Genomic DNA, 19,518 nt, shown 5'->3' with positions numbered 1-19,518 from the left:
GACTCGGCAAACGGTAGAAACCCAGCCAAGCGGCCGGGAAAGATGTCTTCAATTGGCAGCCAACCAGCGCTGACGCACGCGGCGCATGGCTTGCCACAGCTCACGCTTGCGTTCTGGCTCATCCATCAGCAGTTCCAGGCCCGGCAGCGCCCAGGCAGCGCCCAGCCCCTCGACCTGCAGCTCGCGGTTGTAGGCGTCGGCAGTGGCTTCCCCGGCAAAACGAATCGCCGGCAGCCCCACCAGCCATAGGCAACTGCACGGCTCCTGCTCTTCCAGCCGCGCGCCGACAAAACTCTGCACATATTCCAGCGCCGCTTGCGGACCCTGGTCGATCTGCCCGCGCACCAGCAGCGGCCAGCGCACCGGCTCGCCAATCAGCTGCGGACTGTCCGGCAGACCGGCGGCACGCAACAGATCCTTGAGCAGCAGATACGCCGGATCGCGCCCTTGCAGTGGCTCACCGGTGGGCAATTCGACCAGTACTGCACAGGCGCCAGCACGCAGCAATTGCAGGGCAAAACGCGGTGGTGCGACGGGCGTTGGCAGGGACGTGACCTGGGTTTCGGCGTCGACTGTAGCCGGTTCCACCTTAGCCATACGCCCATGAGGCGCCGGACGCGGCACTTCGATCTTGGGGCGGGTAACTGGGGCGACAACGGCGGTTTCGGCACGCGGCGGCTCATAGGCCGGCACAGCTTCAGCCACCGCCTGTGGCACGGCAGCGGCTACCTCCTGCTCAGGCTCGGCCTCAACCAGCGGCTGCAGCAACTCCGGGCGCGAGGGCGCAGCAAACGGCAACTCCACACGCGGCAGCCAACTGGCCACCTGCATGGCGCTCAGGTAGGCACGACGGCGCAGTTCTGCAATCAAACGTCAGCCGCCTGAGGATGCGCCTTCTGCCCGGCCTGCATCAGGTTCAAGGCATTGACATAGGCCTTGGCTGAGGCCACCAGGATATCGGTGTCAGCGCCATTGCCGTTGACGATGCGCCCGCCCTTTTCCAGACGAACCGTCACTTCACCTTGCGAGTCGGTGCCCTGGGTGATGGCGTTGACCGAATACAACTGCAGATTGGCCTCGGCGCGGGCAATCGATTCGATGGCCTTGAAGGTGGCATCCACCGGCCCCGAACCCTGGGCATTACCACTGTGCTCGGCACCTTCCACGCTGACCACGACCTGCGCCTGCGGTACTTCGCCCGTTTTGCTGGCCACGTCCAGGGTAATCAGCTTGAAGTGCTCCGGTGCCTCTTCGGCCAATGTATCGGACACCAGGGCCTGCAGGTCTTCATCGAAAATCTCGTGTTTTTTGTCAGCCAAATCCTTGAAGCGAGCAAAGGCCGCATTCAGTTCGGCTTCGCCGGCCAGAGCGATACCCAGCTCGTCCAGACGCGAGCGGAAGGCGGCGCGCCCGGAGTGCTTGCCCATCACCATCTTGTTGGCATTCCAGCCGACCGACTGCGCGGACATAATCTCGTAGGTTTCGCGGTGCTTGAGCACGCCATCCTGGTGAATGCCCGACTCGTGGGCGAAGGCGTTGGCGCCGACGATGGCCTTGTTCGGCTGCACCGGGAAACCGGTGATGCCGGAAACCATGCGCGAAGTGCTGAGGATATGCGGGGTGTCGATGCGGGTGTGCACGCCGAGCAGGTCTTCGCGGGTCTTGATCGCCATGACGATCTCTTCCAGCGCGGCGTTACCGGCACGCTCACCGAGGCCGTTGATGGTGCACTCGACCTGACGTGCGCCGGCCACTACGGCAGCCAGGGAGTTGGCCACGGCCAGACCCAGGTCGTTGTGGCAATGCACCGAGAATACGGCCTTGTCTGCGTTGGGCACGCGGTTGAGAAGCTGACGGATGGTCTCGGCGTACTGGTGCGGAATCGCATAGCCAACGGTATCGGGGATATTGATGGTGCGCGCACCAGCATCGATGGCCGCTTCGATAATGCGGCAGAGGAAGTCGATCTCCGAACGGCCGGCATCTTCGCAGGAAAATTCGACATCGCTGCACAGGTTGCGCGCGCGCTTGACCGCGTGCACGGCCTGTTCGACCACCTGATCCGGCTGCATGCGCAGCTTGTATTGCATATGAATCGGGCTGGTGGCGATAAAGGTGTGGATGCGCCCGGAGTTGGCGCCCTTGAGCGCTTCGGCGGCGCGGTCGATATCGGCATCCAGCGCCCGCGACAGGCTGCACACGGTGCTGTCCTTGATGCTATCGGCAATCGCCTTGACCGCGGCGAAGTCACCGGGACTGGCGATGGCAAAACCAGCCTCGATCACGTCGACGCGCAAACGCTCCAGAGCCTTGGCGATGCGCAGCTTTTCTTCACCGGTCATAGACGCGCCGGGACTCTGCTCGCCGTCACGCAGGGTGGTATCGAAAATAATGACGCGATCGTTGCTGCTCATGCTGGTTTCCTCACGGAGTCGCCGTAGCACGCACCCGACGTTGGGGCGCGTGTCGATAAGGGTTGATTGTCGCGTGAAATGCCACGGGCGGGAAGCGCGGCGCACATCGATGCCACGTCGCGGCTAAAGCCCCTCCCACGGGCCAGAAAGCAAAACGCCCACCAAAATGGCGGGCGTTGAGCTAACTGAGCGAGCTAGGGTCCGGCTAGAGACAGCCGATCAAAGCGCCTGATCCCAGGGACGATCACCGTCCTTGTCTTTGATGCGAGTCGGCAGGCCCATTACGTCCAGCAGCTTGAGGAACGGCTCGGCCGGCAGCTGCTCAACGTTGGCCATGCGCGCCACATCCCAATCGCCACGAGCGACCAGCAGTGCAGCTGCGACCGGCGGTACGCCTGCGGTATAGGAAATACCCTGGCTGTCGGTCTCCACATAGGCATCCTTGTGGTCGGCGACGTTGTAGATAAATAGCTCGGCCGGCTTGCCATCCTTGGTGCCTTTGACCAGATCACCGATGCAGGTCTTGCCGCTGTAGCCCGGTGCCAGCGAGGCTGGGTCCGGCAGTACGGCCTTGACCACTTTCAGCGGCACCACTTCGAGGCCTTCGGCGGTTTTCACCGGTTGCTCGGAAAGCAGGCCGAGGTTCTTCAGCACGGTAAACACATTGATGTAGTGCTCACCGAAGCTCATCCAGAAACGCACATTGGGTACGTTCAGGTGCTTGGACAGGGAATGAACTTCGTCATGCCCGGTCAGGTACAGATTCTGCTCACCGACCACTGGCAGGTCGTCGGTGCGTTTGACTTCAAACATGCTGTTGCTGGTCCACTGGCTGTTCTGCCAGCTCCAGACTTGGCCAGTGAATTCACGGAAATTGATTTCCGGGTCGAAATTGGTAGCGAAGTACTTGCCGTGGGAACCGGCGTTGACGTCGAGGATGTCGATCGACTCGATGCTGTCGAAGTACTGCTGCTGCGCCAATGCGGCATAGGCATTGACCACGCCCGGGTCGAAACCGACGCCGAGGATGGCAGTCACGCCCTTGTCCTGGCATTCGGCCAGGTGCTTCCACTCGTAGTTACCGTACCAAGGCGGCGTTTCGCAGACCTTGCCCGGCTCTTCGTGGATGGCGGTGTCGAGGTAGGCGGCGCCGGTATCGATGCAGGCGCGCAGCACCGACATATTGAGGAAGGCCGAACCCACGTTGATAACGATCTGCGATTCGGTTTCGCGAATCAGCGTCTTGGTTGCTTCAATATCCAGCGCATTCAGGGCATAGGCCTGGATTTCGGCCGGCTGCTTCAAGCTGCCTTTGGCCTTTACGCTGTCGATGATGGCCTGGCATTTGGAGATGTTGCGCGACGCGATAGCAATGCGACCCAATTCGTCGTTGTGCTGCGCGCACTTGTGGGCCACCACCTTGGCGACACCTCCTGCACCAATGATCAGAACATTCTTCTTCAATTGTTTCACCTCCTGGGTACTGCGTTATTGAGAGAGTTGGAGCGGGTTTACAGCACGTCGGGTGGATGACGCTTTTGCATCCACCTTTGTGATTTCAGAGCGGTGGACGAAAAATGCCGTCCACACTACGGATCAGCTCAGGCTGGACAGGTAATCGTCAAAGCCAAATTCGCGCACCACTTCGACGCTGCCGTCGAGTTGCTTGACCGCGATGGACGGCATTTTCAGGCCGTTGAACCAGTTCTTTTTGACCATGGTGTAACCGGCGGCGTCGATAAACGACAGGCGATCGCCGATGGCCAGAGGTTTGTCGAACTGATATTCACCAAAGATGTCACCGGCCAGGCAAGACTTGCCGCACACCATGTAGGTGTATTCACCGCTGCAGGGTTCCATCTTGGCGTTGAGGCGGTAGATCAGCAGGTCGAGCATGTGTGCTTCGATCGAGCTGTCGACTACGGCCAGGTGCTTGCCGTTGTAAAGGGTGTCGAGCACCGTGACTTCCAATGAGGAGCTTAGGGTGATCGCCGCTTCGCCCGGCTCCAGATAGACCTGCACCCCGAAACGCTCGGAGAAGGCCTTAAGACGCGCGCAGAACTGATCCAGCGGGTAGTCGTCACCGGTGAAGTGAATCCCGCCGCCGAGGCTGACCCACTCGACCTGCTCCAGCAGATGGCCGAAGCGCTCTTCAATGGTGGTCAGCATCTGATCGAACAGCTCGAAGCTGCCGTTCTCGCAGTTGTTGTGGAACATAAAGCCGCTGATCTTATCCATCACCGCGGCGATCTTTTCCGGGTCCCACTCGCCCAGGCGGCTGAACGGACGCGCCGGGTCGGCCAGCAGGTAATCGGAGCTGCTCACCTGCGGGTTAACGCGCAGGCCACGGATGGTGCCCTCGGTGGCCTCGGCGAAGCGTTCAAGCTGGCCAATGGAGTTGAAGATGATCTTGTCGCAGTTGGCAACCATCTCTTCGATTTCATCATCGGCCCAGGCCACGCTGTAGGCGTGGGTTTCGCCGGCGAACTTCTGCCGGCCGAGCTTCAACTCATAGAGGGACGATGAGGTCGTGCCGTCCATATATTGCTGCATCAGGTCGAACACCGACCAGGTGGCGAAGCATTTGAGCGCCAGCAGCGCCTTGGCCCCGGAGTGCTCGCGTACGTAGGCGATCTTCTCCAGATTGCCCAGCAGCTTCTGTTTGTCGATCAGGTAGTAAGGCGTTTTGATCATGGCGCTGCCCCTGCAAGGTCGGCTGACGGGAAGCCAGTAGGCTCCCCCCAAAAAAGTGGAGGCGAATTGTGCCGACAACCGGCACATATCGAAAGGGCAACGGGGATATTTCCTCGATTCAGCGACCATTGGCGGCGATTGGGCGCTCAATGCAAGCGCCCTGCACCTGCCACCGTGCGCCAGCAGAATGACCAACAAGGATGACAGGGGCATGACGACATACAGCGCCTGCGCGGCGCTGATGCGGGGGCTCAGTTGATCGGCGTGGCCGTCAGGTTGGCGCGGATATCAGCGTTTTGCAGCTTAACCCCATACATCGAGGTCACCGCACCGCCGGTGGGGTGAACATGCTGAATCCGGTCGATATTCACTTCTTTGAAGTGCACCCGGCCGTTAACCGCAAAACCCAGCGGATCAGGACTGACGGGGGTGCAACCAGAGGCGGTCTTGCTGCACACCTTGGTCGGCGCCACATCGAGGTTAAGGTCGACGTTAAACCCATAGGCATTGGCGTTCGGGTTACTCGGGTTGCCGTCAGAGGTGTGGAAGTTGTCCACCACCAGCTGGCTGCCGGTGCCGTTCACCCCATTCACCCGCCCGGTTTCAATGATGATCTGATTGCGTTTCTCGTTGTTCGATACGCTATTGGCCGGGTTACCGGAGCCATCACGCACGAATACATTCTTCAGCTTGACCGAGATGCCTTCGTCGCCCCGGTCCTCCCAGCGCCCGCCGCTGGCCACACATGCCGCCGACGTGCCACCGCTACCGCCGACGCACAAGGCACCAGCACCGCCCGAATTGATGGCCAGGGTAGAGCCCTGCTCATAGCGTTTAAGCACCAGACGGCCAATGCTGCTACCGGTTTGCCGATCCCCCCAGCGCACGTCGTTCACATCAAGTTTGGACCAGTACGTACCCTTGCGCAGCTCCACACCGTTAGTGCTGATGTCCAGCGAGCCTTCGCGGTAATGCATGTCATAGCTGCTGCCTGAGAGCCACAGGCCACGACCGTTTTCATCCACGGTAATCGCCGCATTCGCCTCGGTGATATAGAAGTCGGCGTTGTAGCGCAGCCCATCACCCACAGCACCACCAGCGCGCAGAGTGACCTGACCGTTGAGGGTGAAATCGTAGGCCGGGAAAATTTCCATCAGCACCAGCAACTCGGTGCCGCCCTGGAGTGGCGCATCAGCCGTACCCACTCGCAGACCATCGAAGCTGTAGCTACCGACCACATTCTTGAAGCCCAGGCGCATGCCATCGAAATGACCGTTGTAGCCGCCGCTGTTTATATCGCTGTTGGTGCCGGCGTTGCAGCTCGTGCTCACACCGGCGGCGCAGCTTTTGGTCAGATCAAACGTAAACTGACCGGTGCCGTGGGTACGCAGGCCGCTGAACCACATGGTGTTGCCGTTATCGGTGAGTGCCAACGAGCTGTTGACCATGTTCCAGCTGAGGTCGGCGCTGATGCCTTTCTGCCCGGAGTTGGGGTCGCCGCCCGGACGCAGTTTCAGCCAATTCTGCCGAGTACCCTGGTCAAGAAAATTCAAATCCACCGCCAGGCCACCGAGTTTCTGATTGCTCGGGTTGCCCATGATCAGGCCGCCGAGGGTGGCGTTGAACTTGAGGTCCTGAAAGGCAACCTTCGCGTAGCTACCCGCGCCGTCCTGCTCCAGATCCACTGTCAGCCCAGAGTTGCTGATCAGGCTGCCAGCAAAGTTCTCAGCACGCAGTACGCCTTCATCCTGATACTGGAACAGGCTGTTGGCGATGGTGATATTCGGTTTGATCCGCAAGCCTTCGCCACTGGCGCCGCCACCCGCAATGCTGATGCTGCCGCCCAGGCGCAAATCCATGTTCAGTTTGCCGAAGCTGCGTTGTGCATCCACGTCACGCAGATCGGGGGCGCCCGGTGTCACCGCCACGCCGGCAGTTGGGTCGCCATGTGCCAGGTCGAGGCCGATGCCGGCAATTGAGCCGACAAAACGCGAAGTGCCCAGATCCAGTTTGATCTCCTGACCGCTGCCGCCGCTGACGATGTCCAGGTAGGCGTTGCTCAGGTAAGTATCGAACGACAGGCCTTTGACGATCAGGTCAAAGCCATTATCGCGGTAATAGAAGGTCGCCGCGCTCAACGACAGTTGGCTGTCATCCAGGCTGAAACCGCTGACGCCACTGGCCCCGCCGCCGCTCAATTTGAGGCTGGCCCCCAGGGTGAAAAACGCGCGAAAGGCGCCAAAGCTTTTGCTGCTGCCGGCCAGCTCGATGTTATCGACGCTGAGCACCTGAGCACTGCCGCTGTGCTGCACCTGCAATTGCTCACCTACCACATCCAGCGTAGTGGTCGAACTGCTACCCGCTATTTGCGGCGTGCCACTGACGCCTTTGAGGCTTAGGGTCTGACCATCCTGTTTGTAGTCAACACTGCCCGCCGACCAGCCAGCGCCAGTGGTTTGCAGGCTGATGCCGTCACGCCCGCTGACGGATGACAGCGCCTGATCATCCAGTGCCTGCATGGCCTGCGTCAGCGGACTCAGAACTGCGAGCAACAATAGCAAATGACGGTGCATGGCCCTGCTCCTCAATTCTGCGGAAAGATCAGCACGTTGCCCTGCATACGGATGGTGCCGTCGATCTTCGCCGAGAAGATATTGGTTTGCTGGTAGGACGGATTCCCTCCATTGGCCACGCTCAGGGACTTGTTCTGCCAGCCGCCCTGGTTGGCGACACCAAAGGCAAAACTGCCATCCTTGAACTTCACCTCATTGGGCAAACCGAACTCCAGCACATCCTGATTAAAAGCGGCGCCATCACCGTTAAAACCACTGTTGATGGTACGGGTGCGCAGAGTCAGGCCTTCAAAGCTGAAAACGCCCTTGAGGTTATCCAGCACATACCAGCCGCCGTCGGCCTCGGAGCGAATTGCCACACGCATGCCACAGTTTTCCGGCGTCGTAGCACCCGCATTGGCGCAGCTGCGCTGGCTGGCCGTCCAAGTGCTGGGATTATTGCTGACCGGCTTGCTCCACAACACACCGCCATCCTTGTTGATACTGAATTCACCGGACAGATAAACCCCTCCCTGGCCATTCATGCTGCTCAGGGTGTCATCGTCCAATGCCTGCATCTCGGCAAAGGCCGGCATGGCGAGCAGCGCGCTGATGGCTAACCAGACTTTAGAGATCACGGCTGGTCACCTTCAGGTAGTTGATGCTGAGCCCCTGGATGGCGTTGTAGCCAAAGTTGTAGCCACCGGTAGAAAAGCTACCTGTGCCGGCTTTGAGGTTGTCGATCACGATATTGGTGCGTGGGGCGTTGGCATAGAAGTCACTGGCAATCGTATTACGCTCTGCCGCAGGCCGCGCACTGCCATTGGCGGCCCGGGTAACCGGATTTGGCAGCTCCAGCACAAACTGGCCGTTACTGCTGACATCAAACAGCAACGGCTGGCTCTTGCCGTAACCCAGCGAAATATTGGCGAAGGCATTGCTCAGTGTCAGGGTGCGGGCAGTCTGCTCCTGAGCGGAGGTGCAATTGGCCGTACCGGCAGCGCAGGACATCAGTTGCAGGCTCTTGGCGAACAGATTCACTCGCGCCTCACCCACCAACTGCCCGCGCGGGTCATCGCCCCATAGCCGCAGGTAACTGCCGTCCATAACCAGTTCGCTGAAATCAAGATTGATGATGTCAGTACGCCCGGCGGCAACCTGGAAGTCGAAGCGAATGCCCAGATCAACTCGCTCCGAAGCACGGCTGGAGCAGTTGCTTCCGGCAGCGGCATATCCGCTGATACAGGCCTGCCCACCGGCACCGGTCAAGCGCTCAGGGAACTTGAACTCCAGCACACTGACATTGCTCGGCGTGGTCTGCACCCACTGTCCATCATCACGCAGGGTGCGCAGGGTTTCCCCTTTGGCCAAAGTGATCTCGAAGGGATGATCCAAACGACCAATATTTACCGGATTCAGGTTTGCACCTTTATTACTGCCGGTCGCCCCCAGGTAGAACTCTTTCACCGAAATCGGCACGTTCTGCCCTGAAGCATTGTTGATGTCATTGACCGTGATAGTGGCGCCCGATGCATCCAGCAGAATGCCATCCAGCACAAAGCCGAAGCCGGCGCCCTGAACGGCAGACAGCTCCTGATCATCCAGCGCTTGCAACTCTGCCTGGGCAGCTCCAGACAGCAGCATCAATACAGCAACCGCAGTCAGCCTAAGCATGCTCAGCACCCCACTGTGGCGGTGCCCAGACAGGTGTCCTGGCGGAGAATGCCATTGAAAGCCTGTTCGAAGTTGATTTTGATCGGGGCAACTAATTGACCATTAGCGTCACGATATTGCGGCATGTTCATGAACGCCCCCTTTAGCGCAGTCATAAATTCGCCGCTGTCCTGATTTTTCCAAGCGACATCCTGGGTTTGCATGGAAATAAAGAAGCCGCGCGCAGCACCTTCAATCGCTGCGGTATTGGCGTTGTCTGCAATGCTTAAATTACCGACTGGCAGCGAGCCGAAATTACTCAGGGGGAAGCAGGTCGCCAACGACAATACCTTGCAGTTACTGGAGGCAAACAGGCTTAACAAGGCATCAGAAATCCCACCCAGCCCACAGCCAGAGACGCACCCCAGGGTTTGCCCGTTTAGCATACCTGCCATGGTGCCGCGCACTGGATCGAAAGTACCGTCACTCTTGACCAAGGTTGCATCGGCCTCCAGACGAGTGCTCGGATACACCCCGGCAAACCCAAGCAAAATCTGCTCGCCCACGCTGGCCGCTTTATAAATAGGCGAAGCTGTACCCTCGATCTTGACCGGAATATTGCCCGTCAGACTTTGAATATCGCCAGACAAATACCCCTTGGCCTCACCAAAGCCAATGCGCACACCCACCACTTTGTTGCCCGAATAGGCCAGTTCCAAAAAGGGATTGGCAATCTTGAATGGGTTGATGGTGTCGTCAGCATTGACCGTGCCCAATGCAAAGTTATTGATCAATATATCGGACGTACCAAGCCCCTCTCCGGGACGGGTCACCGAGTCGTTGTACTGACCCAATTGCAATTTATTCATATTCAACTGGGTGTCGACATTCATCCCGAAATTGACCCGGGTGTAGTTGATCCCTGCACTGCTGTCCGTCGTCAGGTTGATAAAGGCCTGCCCGGTGACTTCCGACAACTCGGTGTCCGCCAATTCAACCATCTTGGCGTGCGCCGTCGAGCTGAGTAGCCCCACACAGATCAAAGCGATCGCATTTTTGGCAAATCCAATAGTCGGACGCATGGTGGATTCCCTGTCGTTCTTATTTGAGTGGCAGAGCCCTGAGGACTCCACGCCTTGATTAGCACTATAAAAAGCCCGACGCCCGAATGTGCCGACCCATAGTCGAGAAAACCCGAGAATTCCGTCGCAGACAGCCACCAGGCTGTTACCCATCACCACACCCTGGGTTACATCTGCCCGAGCGGCGCGCATAGACGATGACTGACACTCAAGCCTTGGCCACGGCTTGCAGTACAATCGGCGTTTTTGCGAAAAGCCCGCGGAGCGGATGCCCCGATGATTGATCCCAAACGCGTACTGCGCGCCCTTGCCGAACACTGGACGTTGCTGGAGCCGCTGTGCGAGCGTTTCGATGCCGGCACCCTGAGCCTGGTGGAGCTGCGCAACCAGCTCGCCGCGCAACTGCCTGAAGGCACGCCGACCGATGTCACCGCCCTGCTCGATCAGTGGATCCGCCTGGATATCCTGGTACCGGTGGCCAAGAGCCCCAATCGCTTCGAGCTGAACGCGCAGATTCACGACTTCCTCGCCTACCTGCGCCGCGAACACCGCCTGGGCCTGTGCCTGGAGATCGAAGCCTACCTGCGCCATCTGGAGCGCCTGGCCGGCTATATCAAGGATGCCTTCGAGGTGCGCGATGCCGCCGACCTGGCGCGCCAGCTGCGTTTGCTCGATATGCGCGTGCGCGATGTGCTGAAGAAGCTGGCCAATGACGAGCAGGCGCTGGTCGCCGTGGCCGAACGGGCCAAGACCTCAGATAGACAAATCCCCCTGCGTCAGCGCTACGCCGAGGTGTTGGCCACCTGGGACGAATACGTTGAACCGATGATCCAGCTGGTGGCCGCCGACGGTGCCTTCGAGCAAGGCGTCTACCGCGTAGAGCATGTGCTGCTGCGCCTGCTCGGCGAACAACAACGTCTCGGCCAACTGGTGGATGACGACCTGCTGCTGCGCACCCACGCGCGCATTCTGGAAATGCAGACCACCGCCCAGCTAACTCTGCGCCGTGCGCGCGAGCTGCTGTTGCCGCTGCGCGAGGAAGCGCGCCGGCATAACGCCGTAACCCGCGGCGCAGCACTGGCCCTGGCGGCGATCCGCAAGAAGGGCCTGGACGCCGTGCCGCAGGCGGCCCTGCCGCTGTTCAGTCGCCCGCAAAGCACCTTCCTCGGCACCGCTTCGCAGGTCGAGGCCTATGTTTACGCCCTGGCCCGTTTCGAGCCCAAGCCGGCGCAGTTCCCCAAGGCTCATACCAGCCGCAAAGGCGAAGCGCCGCGCGCGCCACGCACCGCACGGGAAATGATCGAGCGCTGCGAGCAGGCCCTGCCGCTGCCTGACCTGATGGTCTGGTTGCTGGAACAGGAGCCCGAAGGCGCCACCGACGAATTGCTCTACTGGTTCTCGCGTCTGTCCCGCGATGGCCGTTTTCAGCGCGAGCGCCTGGAGCGCCGCGACTACCTCACCCGCGAGCATCAGGTCAGCCTGAGCTCCTTTGCCCTGATCAAGCCGGCCGGGACCACCGTATGAATATCGACCTGAAAGAACTGACCCAGCTCGCCCCGATCTTCCGCGAGCTGTTCAAGGGCTACCACATCAGCCGCAGCAACCCGGAGCTCTACAGCCAGCTGGCCAGCCAGCAGGACCAGTACCGCGGCCTGTTCAAGGCCCTGGGCTATGAGCTGACCTGCGACAGCCGCGGTTTCTACTATTTCGTCCCCGAGCAGATGGGCGCCCAAGTCAACAAAACCGCGCAGCGGTTGGCATTGTTCACGTTCATTCTGGTCGAGCACCTGGCAGATCAGGGCCGTGATCCGCTGGCCGTACTCGACGGCGGCAGCCTTGGCCGTGACGAGCTGCCCGCCCTACTGGAAAAGTATCGCGACCTATTCCTCCAGGCCGAAGTCACCACCCAGGAAGAGTTGGAAGAAAAGGTCATGCGCCGCCTGACCCAGCTCGGTTTTGCCAGCGAAGACAACGGCATCTACCGCTTCCTCGCGCCCATGCACCGCTTCCTAGATGTGTGCCTCTCGGTGCAGCAAGACCGTGACCTGGCCGCCACGCTGCACAGCAGCCTGCCGCTGCCGACGCCGGTGCTGCTGGATGAGGAGGCAGAAGACGAGATCATCAGCCTCGCCGAGGACGATGCCGACGAATCCGAAGAAGACGCCCTGGCCCGCGCCATGGCCGAAGAACGTGACGCCCAGGAGATGGATGCATGAGCCAGGAACGCTACGGCATTCGCCGCTTTGCCCTACTGAATACCGCCGGCTACAGCCTCGGCCTGTTCCCGCTGGAAAACCCGCTGTCGGTTTACGGGGCCAACAACCTGGGGAAATCCGCCTCGATCAACGCCCTGCAGTTCCCGATTCTCGCGCGCATGTCGGACATGAGCTTTGGCAAGTACAGCCTGGAGCAGTCGCGCAAGTTCTACTTCGCCAGCGACACCAGCTATATCCTCGTCGAAGTCGTGCTGCCCCACGGCCCCCATGTCATCGGCGTGGCCGGGCGCGGCCCGGGCGGCGGCTTCGGCCACCAGTTCTTCGCCTACCAGGGCACCCTGGACCTGGAGCACTACCAGAAGAACGGCACCTGCCTGCGTCAACGCGAGCTGTTCAACGCGCTGGAGCGCGAGGGCATCAAGGCCTACGAGCTGAAGCCCGAAGAGCTGCGCCGCTTGCTGGTCGGCGGGCACACCTCGATTCCGCTGGACCTGACCCTAATCCCGCTGCGCTCCACCAGCGAGCAGAGCCTGAAGACCTTCCGCGCGCTGTTTATCAACCTGCTGCATATGCGCGAGATCACCGCGGCAAAGCTTAAGCAGCTGTTCCTCGACGCCTTCGAGCACAGCCTGCGCTCGGGCAGCGTCGACTACATCGCCGCCACCGAAGAAGCCTTCCGCGATGTACGGCGCATGGAGCAGGACTATCAGGCGCTGGTTACCGCCGGCCCCTTGATCGAAGCCCTGGCTGCCGGTGTGGCCCAGCGCGAGCTGCTGCGCGGCAAGCTGCATCGCCTCTCGCCGCTGCTCGACTCACTGCTCGGCACCTGGCAGGACTACGCTGGCGCACGCCGCGAAGAGCTGGTGATCCAGGCCGAACACTACCGTGGCGAGCAAGACGGCCTGCAGCACGAGCAACGTGGCGGCACCCAGGAACTGATGCGCATGGAGCGCGAAATCAGCGAGATCCAGCGCTGGCTCGGCGAGCTGTCGGTACTGAAAAACCGCTTTGCCCTGGTCAACGACGCCAAGGTACTGGAAGAGCAGCTGCTGGCCGCCAAGGATGCTCACGACGAACTGGCCGGCGCCCTTGCGCAGTCACGGCAGTTCTCCGCAGAAGATCTGGATGAGCGCCTGCGCGATCTGGAAAAACGCCTGAAATCGGTCAAGCAGCAACTCGAACACGCCGACAACAACAGCTACTCGCGCTTGCGCGAAGAATTCAGCCAGCAGGACGTAGACCGCCTGATGCGCCTGTTCAACGGCCAGCTGTTCAGCCTGCCGCTGGGTGAGAAAGGTATCCAGATCGCCGACGGCGATGCCTGGGTCAAATCCCTGGAAGCCATCCTCGACGGTTTTAAAGGCGAGCAGTTCGAAGTACCCGGCCTGACTATCGACATTTCGCATATTGAGCCTCCGGCCCTGCAGGCCCTGGCCGACCGCGCGGCCCTGCGCGACCAGAAAGATCGCCTCGACCGCGAATACAAACAGCTGAAAACCCAGCAGGCGGTAGCCTCCGACCGCGCTGCGAGCAAGGCCCAGGCCGAGCAGTTCTACCAGGCCGTGCTGGATGCGCAGAAGGCCCTGGAGGACTTCCGCAAGAGCCAGACCCTGACTGTGGAAGAGCCGCAGAAACTGGAGCAGCTGGCGCAGCTGGAGGCCGCTCAGGACGAACTCAAGCGTGCATCCGATGCCTTTACCGAGCGCGTGCAGCAGCTCTCCGCCAAGCTGCAACTGGTCGGCCGTCAGCTAGCCGATCTGGAAGCCAAGGAACGCACCCTGGAAGACGCCCTGCGCCGCCGCCAGCTGCTGCCCGCCAACCTACCCTTCGGCACGCCGTTTACCGACCCGGTGGACGACAGCCTGGACAACCTGCTGCCGCTGCTCAACGACTACCAGGACGCCTGGCAAGGCCTGCAACGCATCGACGGGCAGATCGAGGCGCTGTACGCCCAAGTACGCCTGAAAGGTGTGGCCAAGTTCGACAGCGAAGACGACGTCGAGCGCCGCCTGCACCTGCTGGTCAACGCTTACGCTCACCGTCAGGACGAAGCCCTCACCCTGGCCAAGGCGCGCCGCGCTGCGGTTACCGATATCGCCCGTACCTTGCGCAATATCCGCAGCGACTACGACAACCTGGAACACCAGCTGGCGCTGTTCAACCGCGAGATCAACAAGCGTCAAGTGTCCAACTTGGAAAGCTTCCGTATCGTCCTCGCGCCGAACAAGGATGCGCTCAAGCACATCGACCAGATCATCCACAGCGCCGGTCAATACGAAGAAGGTGAAACCCTTTCGGTGTTCGACCTGCAACAGAGCAGCGAACAGGACAGCAAGAACGAGGAAGCCAAGGACTACCTGTCGCGCCTGGTGGCTGCCAACCATAACCAGCTGGGCTTGAAGGACCTGTTTGAACTGGCCTTCGAGATCACCAAGGTGCATGGCCAGCCGGTGATCCACACAGATATCGATGGCGCCGCCTCCAACGGCACCACCATGACCATCAAGGCGCTGACCAACATGTACCTGTTGCTGCACCTGATGGACCGCGACCAGGCCGGCAAGGTGCGGCTGCCTTACTACCTGGATGAGGCGGCGGATATCGATGAGAAGAACCAGCAAGCGCTGATCGAAACCAGCCTGCAACTGGGCTTTGTGCCGATTCTCGCCTCGGTGAAGCCTCAGGTCTCGGCCCATGTGGCTATCGACTTGGAAGGCGGCAGCGGGCCGAATGGCATCTATATCGATGAAGCGGATTGGAAATATATCCAGCGCCGTGACAGCACCAAGAGCAAGGCAGAAATCACAACCGCAGCAACCGAGCCAGCCTAACGCTGGCTCACCCGCCATAAAGCACAAGGGCCGCGATTGCGGCCCTTGTCGGTTATTTCTCCAGCGCGATCTTCGGCGCCCAGCGTAACCACTCTTCCTTGACCTCATCGTGCAGGGCAAAGGTCTGCCCAACCTGTGCCGGGCCGCCCATTTGCGGGTTATCCGGGGAGGCAAAGGCAATACCACCCTCCAGCAAAGCCTCCAGCGACTCGGTACGCACCTTCACGCCACTGAACAGCCCAGCATCCACGCCAATCCCGCTGGCATTCCAGAAGCGGCTGCCGGTTCGTACCAAGGGCGCATAACGCGGTTCAATCAAAACGTGGATCAACACGCGATCAGAGGTTGGCCCCAGCTCGAAGTCGGTGACCTTGCCCACCGGCACTTCGCGGTAACTGACCACCACACCCGGTTTGATCGACCCACGCCGCGCCGCGCTCAACACCAGACGCAAGCCTTGCTCACGCACGCTGGCCTTGGGCGGTGCCTCGGCGGCGGTAAAGTCCAGTTTCAGTGCAGCCTTCTGCGCAGCCGGCTGCACTTCGATGTACTGGCCCGTGACCAGGGTTTCCAGATTGGCGGCCCGGGTCAAACTCACCTCGGGCTTGACCACCCAGAACTGCGTCCCAACACGGGCAATCTGCTGGGCTGCCTGAGTAACGCGCGCATGCAGAATCACGGCCTGCAAATCATCCGTCAGCTCAATGCGCTCGACCTTACCCACATCCAGCCCCTTGTAACGAATTGCCGTGCCGGGGTTAAGCCCATCGCCACGGGGGACACGGATGGTCAGTGCAACGCCCTTCTCCAGTGCCTGTTCTTGGCTGCTGTAGAGGTTGAAGCGCTGCACGCGCTTGTCATTCTTGGCGGCTTTGGGATCCGGGGTCTCAAAGGAGATCCCGCCAGCCAGCAGTGTTTGTAGCGATTCGCTTTTCACCTCAACGCCGGATAAACCACCTTTGAGGGTAATGCCACTGGCATTCCAGAAGCGCGTACTGTTGTTCACCAGATGCGTGTATTCCGGCTCAATGTGCACACCGAATGCCACCTGCTTGTTGTCGCGTGAGAGCTGATAGCTTTGCACCGAACCGACCTTGAGCTGCTTGAACAGCACCGGGCTGCCAATTTCCAAGGAGCCACGCACCTCACTGAACAACACCAGATGCAAACCGGGCGCCGCCAGATCGAGCGGCGGCGCCTTGGGCCTGGCCGCAAAGTCACGCGACGGCGCACCGCCTTTCTCGCCCGGGCGTATGGCGATGTAGTTGCCCTTGACCAACGCTTCGAGCCCGGTAATCCCTGCTAGGGAAATCGACGGTTTGACCACCCAGAAATCCGTACCTTCTACCAGGTAGTCTTCGGTACGGGGATCCAACATCAGTTCGACGCGCGCACCGCTGAGGTCATCGTCAATCTTGAAGGTCTTCATATGACCGACTTGGATGCCCTTGTACATCACCGGTGTACGCCCAGGCTCCAGCCCATCAAACTCATGCAGAGTCAGGTTGACGCGAATCCCTGCCTGCGCCGTATCGAAGTCTTCATACAGGCGGAATGGCAGTGACGGATCGGTCGGCGGGCTGTCCTTACGATGCTCCGGCGTCGCAAAGGCAATACCGCCGGCCACGATGCTGGCCAGCGATTCGGTGCGTACTTTCACACCTGATAGCCCTGCATCGATAGACACACCACTGGCGTTCCAGAAGCGCGTATGTTTGCGCACCAGGGATGCAAACTCCGGCTGAATGAATACCTTCACCTCAACCTGATTCTGATCTTCAAGCAGGGCATAGCTTTTCACCCGGCCGACTTGGATCTGCTTGTAGAACACCGGGCTGTCACGGTTCAAGGAACCCAAGCGCTCGGCCTTGAGCGTCAGGTGCAGCCCAGGCGCCGTATCGGCCAAGGGCGGGGGTTCATTGAGTGCAGTGAATTTGCGCGTAGGCTCACCGTCGCCGGGGCTGGCCGCGATGTAATTACCCGATACCAACGTTTCCAGTCCGGTAATACCTGCGAGCGAGACGCTCGGCTTGACCAACCAGAAGCGGGTATTGCTGAGCAGCTGATGCTCCACACGCTTGTCCATCTCCAGCGTCGCACGTACACCGCGCCGCTCGCCGCTGTCGTCAAGCTCCATCGCAGTCAGCTTACCAATCGACATGCCCTTGTAGATCACTTCCGTTTTGCCGGCCTGCAAGCCCTCTCCCGTCTCGAAGGTCACTTGGATTTCGATACCCGCCTCGTTATAGGCACGCCAGCCGAGCCAGCCACCGATCAATAATGCAATCAGCGGCAGCACCCAAATAGCCGACCAGTTCGAAGCAGGGCGTGCTTTGGCCAACGGCAAATCATTCATGGTCGTCATCCGAATCCGTGTTGTCCCATATCAGGCGAGGGTCAAAAGTTAATGCGGCCAGCATGGTCAGCACGACCACACTGGCAAAAGCTGTAGCACCGTAGCCTGGTTCGATACTGGCCAGGCTGCCGAAATTGACCACCGCGACCAGTATCGCGATGACGAAGATGTCGAGCATCGACCAGCGCCCAATCCATTCGATAAAACGGTACATCAGGATCCGCTGCCGCGCTGACATCGGCTGATGCCGTTGCACCGAGTACAGTAACAGGGCAATGCCCACCAACTTGAATGTCGGCACTAGGATGCTCGCGATAAAGACAACCGCAGCAATCGGCAGCATGCCGTAGTTCACCAACTCAATAACACCCGACATGATGGTATCGGACTGTCCTTTACCCAACGAGTTAACCGTCATGATAGGCAGCAGGTTGGCGGGGATATACAGCACCGCCGCCGTAAGCAGCAGCGCCCAGGTACGCACAAGGCTATTGGGCCTGCGTTCATGCAAGCGCCCGCCACATCGCGTACAGAACTGCTTAGGGCTCTCGGGCTGACGCGTATTGAGTTGGTGGCACTCGTGACAAATCAACAAACCGGCATCAATCGCTCGCATGCTCATCCTCCCCCGACAGGGCTTCCCAGATTTGATGCGGCGACATCGTCACCTCCAGCCAGACTTGCACCAGTAACAATGCGACAAAACACAGCAGCCCAAGACCAATACTTAACTCGGCCAGATCCACCAGCTTGACGATGGCCACCAGAATGCCCATCAAGTAGACCTCAAGCATGCCCCACTCACGCATATGGTGATAAATACGGTAAAGCAACAAGCCATAACTGCGCCCCATATCCAGTTGAATGCTCAGCAGCACAGCCAGCTGACACAACAACTTCAGCAGTGGCACAGCCATGCTGCAAAGAAATACCACTACGGCGACGCTTTGCATCCCGCTGTTATACAAGCCGAGTACGCCCGTCCACACCGTGTCTTCAGTGGTTTGCCCCAAAAGATTAAGACGCATAATTGGCAAAAAATTAGCCGGCACATAAAGCAATAAAGCTGCAAGTACCAATGCCAGACTACGTCGTATGACATGCGTGCGATGGGTGTACAGCTCATAGCCACAGCGTGGACACTCAACCCGCTCACCTGCAGCCGCACCAGGTTTGCGCAGTAATAGATCGCACTCATGGCAGGCAATCAGTTGCTTGAGCTCACGCTCGGACAGTGGCTCAGAGAGTGCCGGATCGGCCATAGAAGAACCCTTGGATAAGTGCGCTTAGGCATCATAGCCACGCCCTGTTTAGTTGCCTATCAAAGGCTGAGCTGGGCATGGTTTGTTTTCGCGCCACAAAGTAAAACCCCCGACCGTTTTCACGATCGGGGGTTTTGGTATAGGTGCTTGACGATGACCTACTCTCACATGGGGAAACCCCACACTACCATCGGCGATGCATCGTTTCACTACTGAGTTCGGGATGGGATCAGGTGGTTCCAATGCTCTATGGTCGTCAAGCGATTCAGCTGAGATGTCGTGCTGCTTGCGCGGCTCGCTACCTCGAATTGGGTATGTGATAAATGGTTTTGCAGTGCTTACAAATTTTCGGCTGTTGCAGTCTTCATAGAGACACACAAACATCAAATTGTTTGGGTGTTATATGGTCAAGCCTCACGGGCAATTAGTATTGGTTAGCTCAACGCCTCACAGCGCTT

General features: G+C 59.7%; 13 protein-coding genes, 1 rRNA gene and 1 pseudogene. 3 read left to right on the top strand and 12 right to left on the bottom strand.

What is annotated here, in order from left to right:
* Positions 1-48: 48 nt before the first annotated feature.
* The 8 genes from BLO50_RS08740 to BLO50_RS08705 all read right to left on the bottom strand — a co-directional run bounded on the left by BLO50_RS08740 (position 49) and on the right by BLO50_RS08705 (position 10,395).
* Positions 49-870, bottom strand: a complete 822-nt coding sequence (locus BLO50_RS08740; RefSeq protein WP_090251413.1) for an energy transducer TonB — start codon at positions 868-870, stop codon at positions 49-51.
* On the bottom strand, positions 867-2,414 hold the full coding sequence (locus BLO50_RS08735) for a 2-isopropylmalate synthase (protein ID WP_090251410.1): 1,548 nt from the start codon (positions 2,412-2,414) through the stop codon (positions 867-869). The genes BLO50_RS08740 and BLO50_RS08735 overlap by 4 nt, the downstream gene beginning before the upstream one ends.
* Before the next feature lie 219 nt (positions 2,415-2,633).
* Positions 2,634-3,878, bottom strand: a complete 1,245-nt coding sequence (locus BLO50_RS08730) for a saccharopine dehydrogenase family protein (RefSeq protein ID WP_090251408.1) — start codon at positions 3,876-3,878, stop codon at positions 2,634-2,636.
* A gap of 132 nt (positions 3,879-4,010) precedes the next feature.
* Complete coding sequence (locus tag BLO50_RS08725) at positions 4,011-5,108, bottom strand: carboxynorspermidine decarboxylase (protein WP_090251405.1); 1,098 nt, start codon at positions 5,106-5,108, stop codon at positions 4,011-4,013.
* Positions 5,109-5,359: 251 nt separating this feature from the next.
* Positions 5,360-7,681 (bottom strand): DUF6160 family protein, encoded by a 2,322-nt coding sequence (locus BLO50_RS08720; RefSeq protein WP_090251401.1) that lies wholly within the window; start codon positions 7,679-7,681, stop codon positions 5,360-5,362.
* A gap of 11 nt (positions 7,682-7,692) precedes the next feature.
* Positions 7,693-8,298 (bottom strand): DUF6160 family protein, encoded by a 606-nt coding sequence (locus BLO50_RS08715; protein ID WP_338110957.1) that lies wholly within the window; start codon positions 8,296-8,298, stop codon positions 7,693-7,695.
* Positions 8,288-9,334, bottom strand: coding sequence for a hypothetical protein (locus tag BLO50_RS08710; protein ID WP_090251398.1), 1,047 nt, complete (start codon positions 9,332-9,334; stop codon positions 8,288-8,290). Before BLO50_RS08710 ends, BLO50_RS08715 begins: the two co-directional genes overlap by 11 nt.
* A 2-nt stretch (positions 9,335-9,336) precedes the next feature.
* The gene (locus tag BLO50_RS08705) at positions 9,337-10,395 is read right to left on the bottom strand and encodes a DUF6160 family protein (protein WP_090251395.1); all 1,059 of its coding nucleotides are present in this window, start codon (positions 10,393-10,395) and stop codon (positions 9,337-9,339) included.
* 276 nt (positions 10,396-10,671) lie between these two features.
* Between BLO50_RS08705 and mksB the strand changes: the two genes are divergently transcribed.
* The 3 genes and pseudogenes from mksB to mksF all read left to right on the top strand — a co-directional run.
* Positions 10,672-11,919, top strand: coding sequence for an Mks condensin complex protein MksB (gene mksB, locus BLO50_RS08700; RefSeq protein ID WP_090251392.1), 1,248 nt, complete (start codon positions 10,672-10,674; stop codon positions 11,917-11,919).
* Positions 11,916-12,611: an Mks condensin complex protein MksE gene (gene mksE, locus BLO50_RS08695; RefSeq protein WP_090251390.1), complete on the top strand. Its 696-nt coding sequence runs from the start codon at positions 11,916-11,918 to the stop codon at positions 12,609-12,611. The genes mksB and mksE overlap by 4 nt, the downstream gene beginning before the upstream one ends.
* Positions 12,608-15,458: pseudogene (mksF, locus tag BLO50_RS08690) on the top strand (Mks condensin complex protein MksF); the annotation flags it as partial. The gene mksE and the pseudogene mksF, both read left to right, overlap by 4 nt.
* A gap of 36 nt (positions 15,459-15,494) precedes the next feature.
* Here the strand turns inward: mksF and BLO50_RS08685 are convergent.
* From BLO50_RS08685 to rrf, 4 genes are all read right to left on the bottom strand, one after another.
* On the bottom strand, positions 15,495-17,798 hold the full coding sequence (locus BLO50_RS08685) for a PqiB family protein (RefSeq protein ID WP_090251384.1): 2,304 nt from the start codon (positions 17,796-17,798) through the stop codon (positions 15,495-15,497).
* Positions 17,791-18,414: a paraquat-inducible protein A gene (locus BLO50_RS08680; RefSeq protein WP_090251382.1), complete on the bottom strand. Its 624-nt coding sequence runs from the start codon at positions 18,412-18,414 to the stop codon at positions 17,791-17,793. The genes BLO50_RS08685 and BLO50_RS08680 overlap by 8 nt, the downstream gene beginning before the upstream one ends.
* On the bottom strand, positions 18,401-19,060 hold the full coding sequence (locus BLO50_RS08675; protein WP_090251379.1) for a paraquat-inducible protein A: 660 nt from the start codon (positions 19,058-19,060) through the stop codon (positions 18,401-18,403). The genes BLO50_RS08680 and BLO50_RS08675 overlap by 14 nt, the downstream gene beginning before the upstream one ends.
* A 145-nt stretch (positions 19,061-19,205) precedes the next feature.
* A 5S ribosomal RNA gene (gene rrf / locus BLO50_RS08670) occupies positions 19,206-19,321 on the bottom strand.
* Positions 19,322-19,518: the final 197 nt, after the last annotated feature.

The sequence above is a fragment of the Pseudomonas peli genome, from assembly GCF_900099645.1.
GTDB lineage: Bacteria > Pseudomonadota > Gammaproteobacteria > Pseudomonadales > Pseudomonadaceae > Aquipseudomonas > Aquipseudomonas peli.
This window is presented reverse-complemented; position numbering and strand designations above follow the sequence as displayed.

Coding starts and splice junctions, on each gene's coding strand:
- BLO50_RS08710 (WP_090251398.1), bottom strand. CDS start 9,334: ATGCTTAGGCTGACTGCGGTTGCTGTATTGATGCTGCTGTCTGGAGCT.
- BLO50_RS08720 (WP_090251401.1), bottom strand. CDS start 7,681: ATGCACCGTCATTTGCTATTGTTGCTCGCAGTTCTGAGTCCGCTGACG.
- BLO50_RS08680 (WP_090251382.1), bottom strand. CDS start 18,414: ATGCGAGCGATTGATGCCGGTTTGTTGATTTGTCACGAGTGCCACCAA.
- mksE (WP_090251390.1), top strand. CDS start 11,916: ATGAATATCGACCTGAAAGAACTGACCCAGCTCGCCCCGATCTTCCGC.
- BLO50_RS08675 (WP_090251379.1), bottom strand. CDS start 19,060: ATGGCCGATCCGGCACTCTCTGAGCCACTGTCCGAGCGTGAGCTCAAG.
- mksB (WP_090251392.1), top strand. CDS start 10,672: ATGATTGATCCCAAACGCGTACTGCGCGCCCTTGCCGAACACTGGACG.
- BLO50_RS08705 (WP_090251395.1), bottom strand. CDS start 10,395: ATGCGTCCGACTATTGGATTTGCCAAAAATGCGATCGCTTTGATCTGT.
- BLO50_RS08685 (WP_090251384.1), bottom strand. CDS start 17,798: ATGAATGATTTGCCGTTGGCCAAAGCACGCCCTGCTTCGAACTGGTCG.
- BLO50_RS08725 (WP_090251405.1), bottom strand. CDS start 5,108: ATGATCAAAACGCCTTACTACCTGATCGACAAACAGAAGCTGCTGGGC.
- BLO50_RS08735 (WP_090251410.1), bottom strand. CDS start 2,414: ATGAGCAGCAACGATCGCGTCATTATTTTCGATACCACCCTGCGTGAC.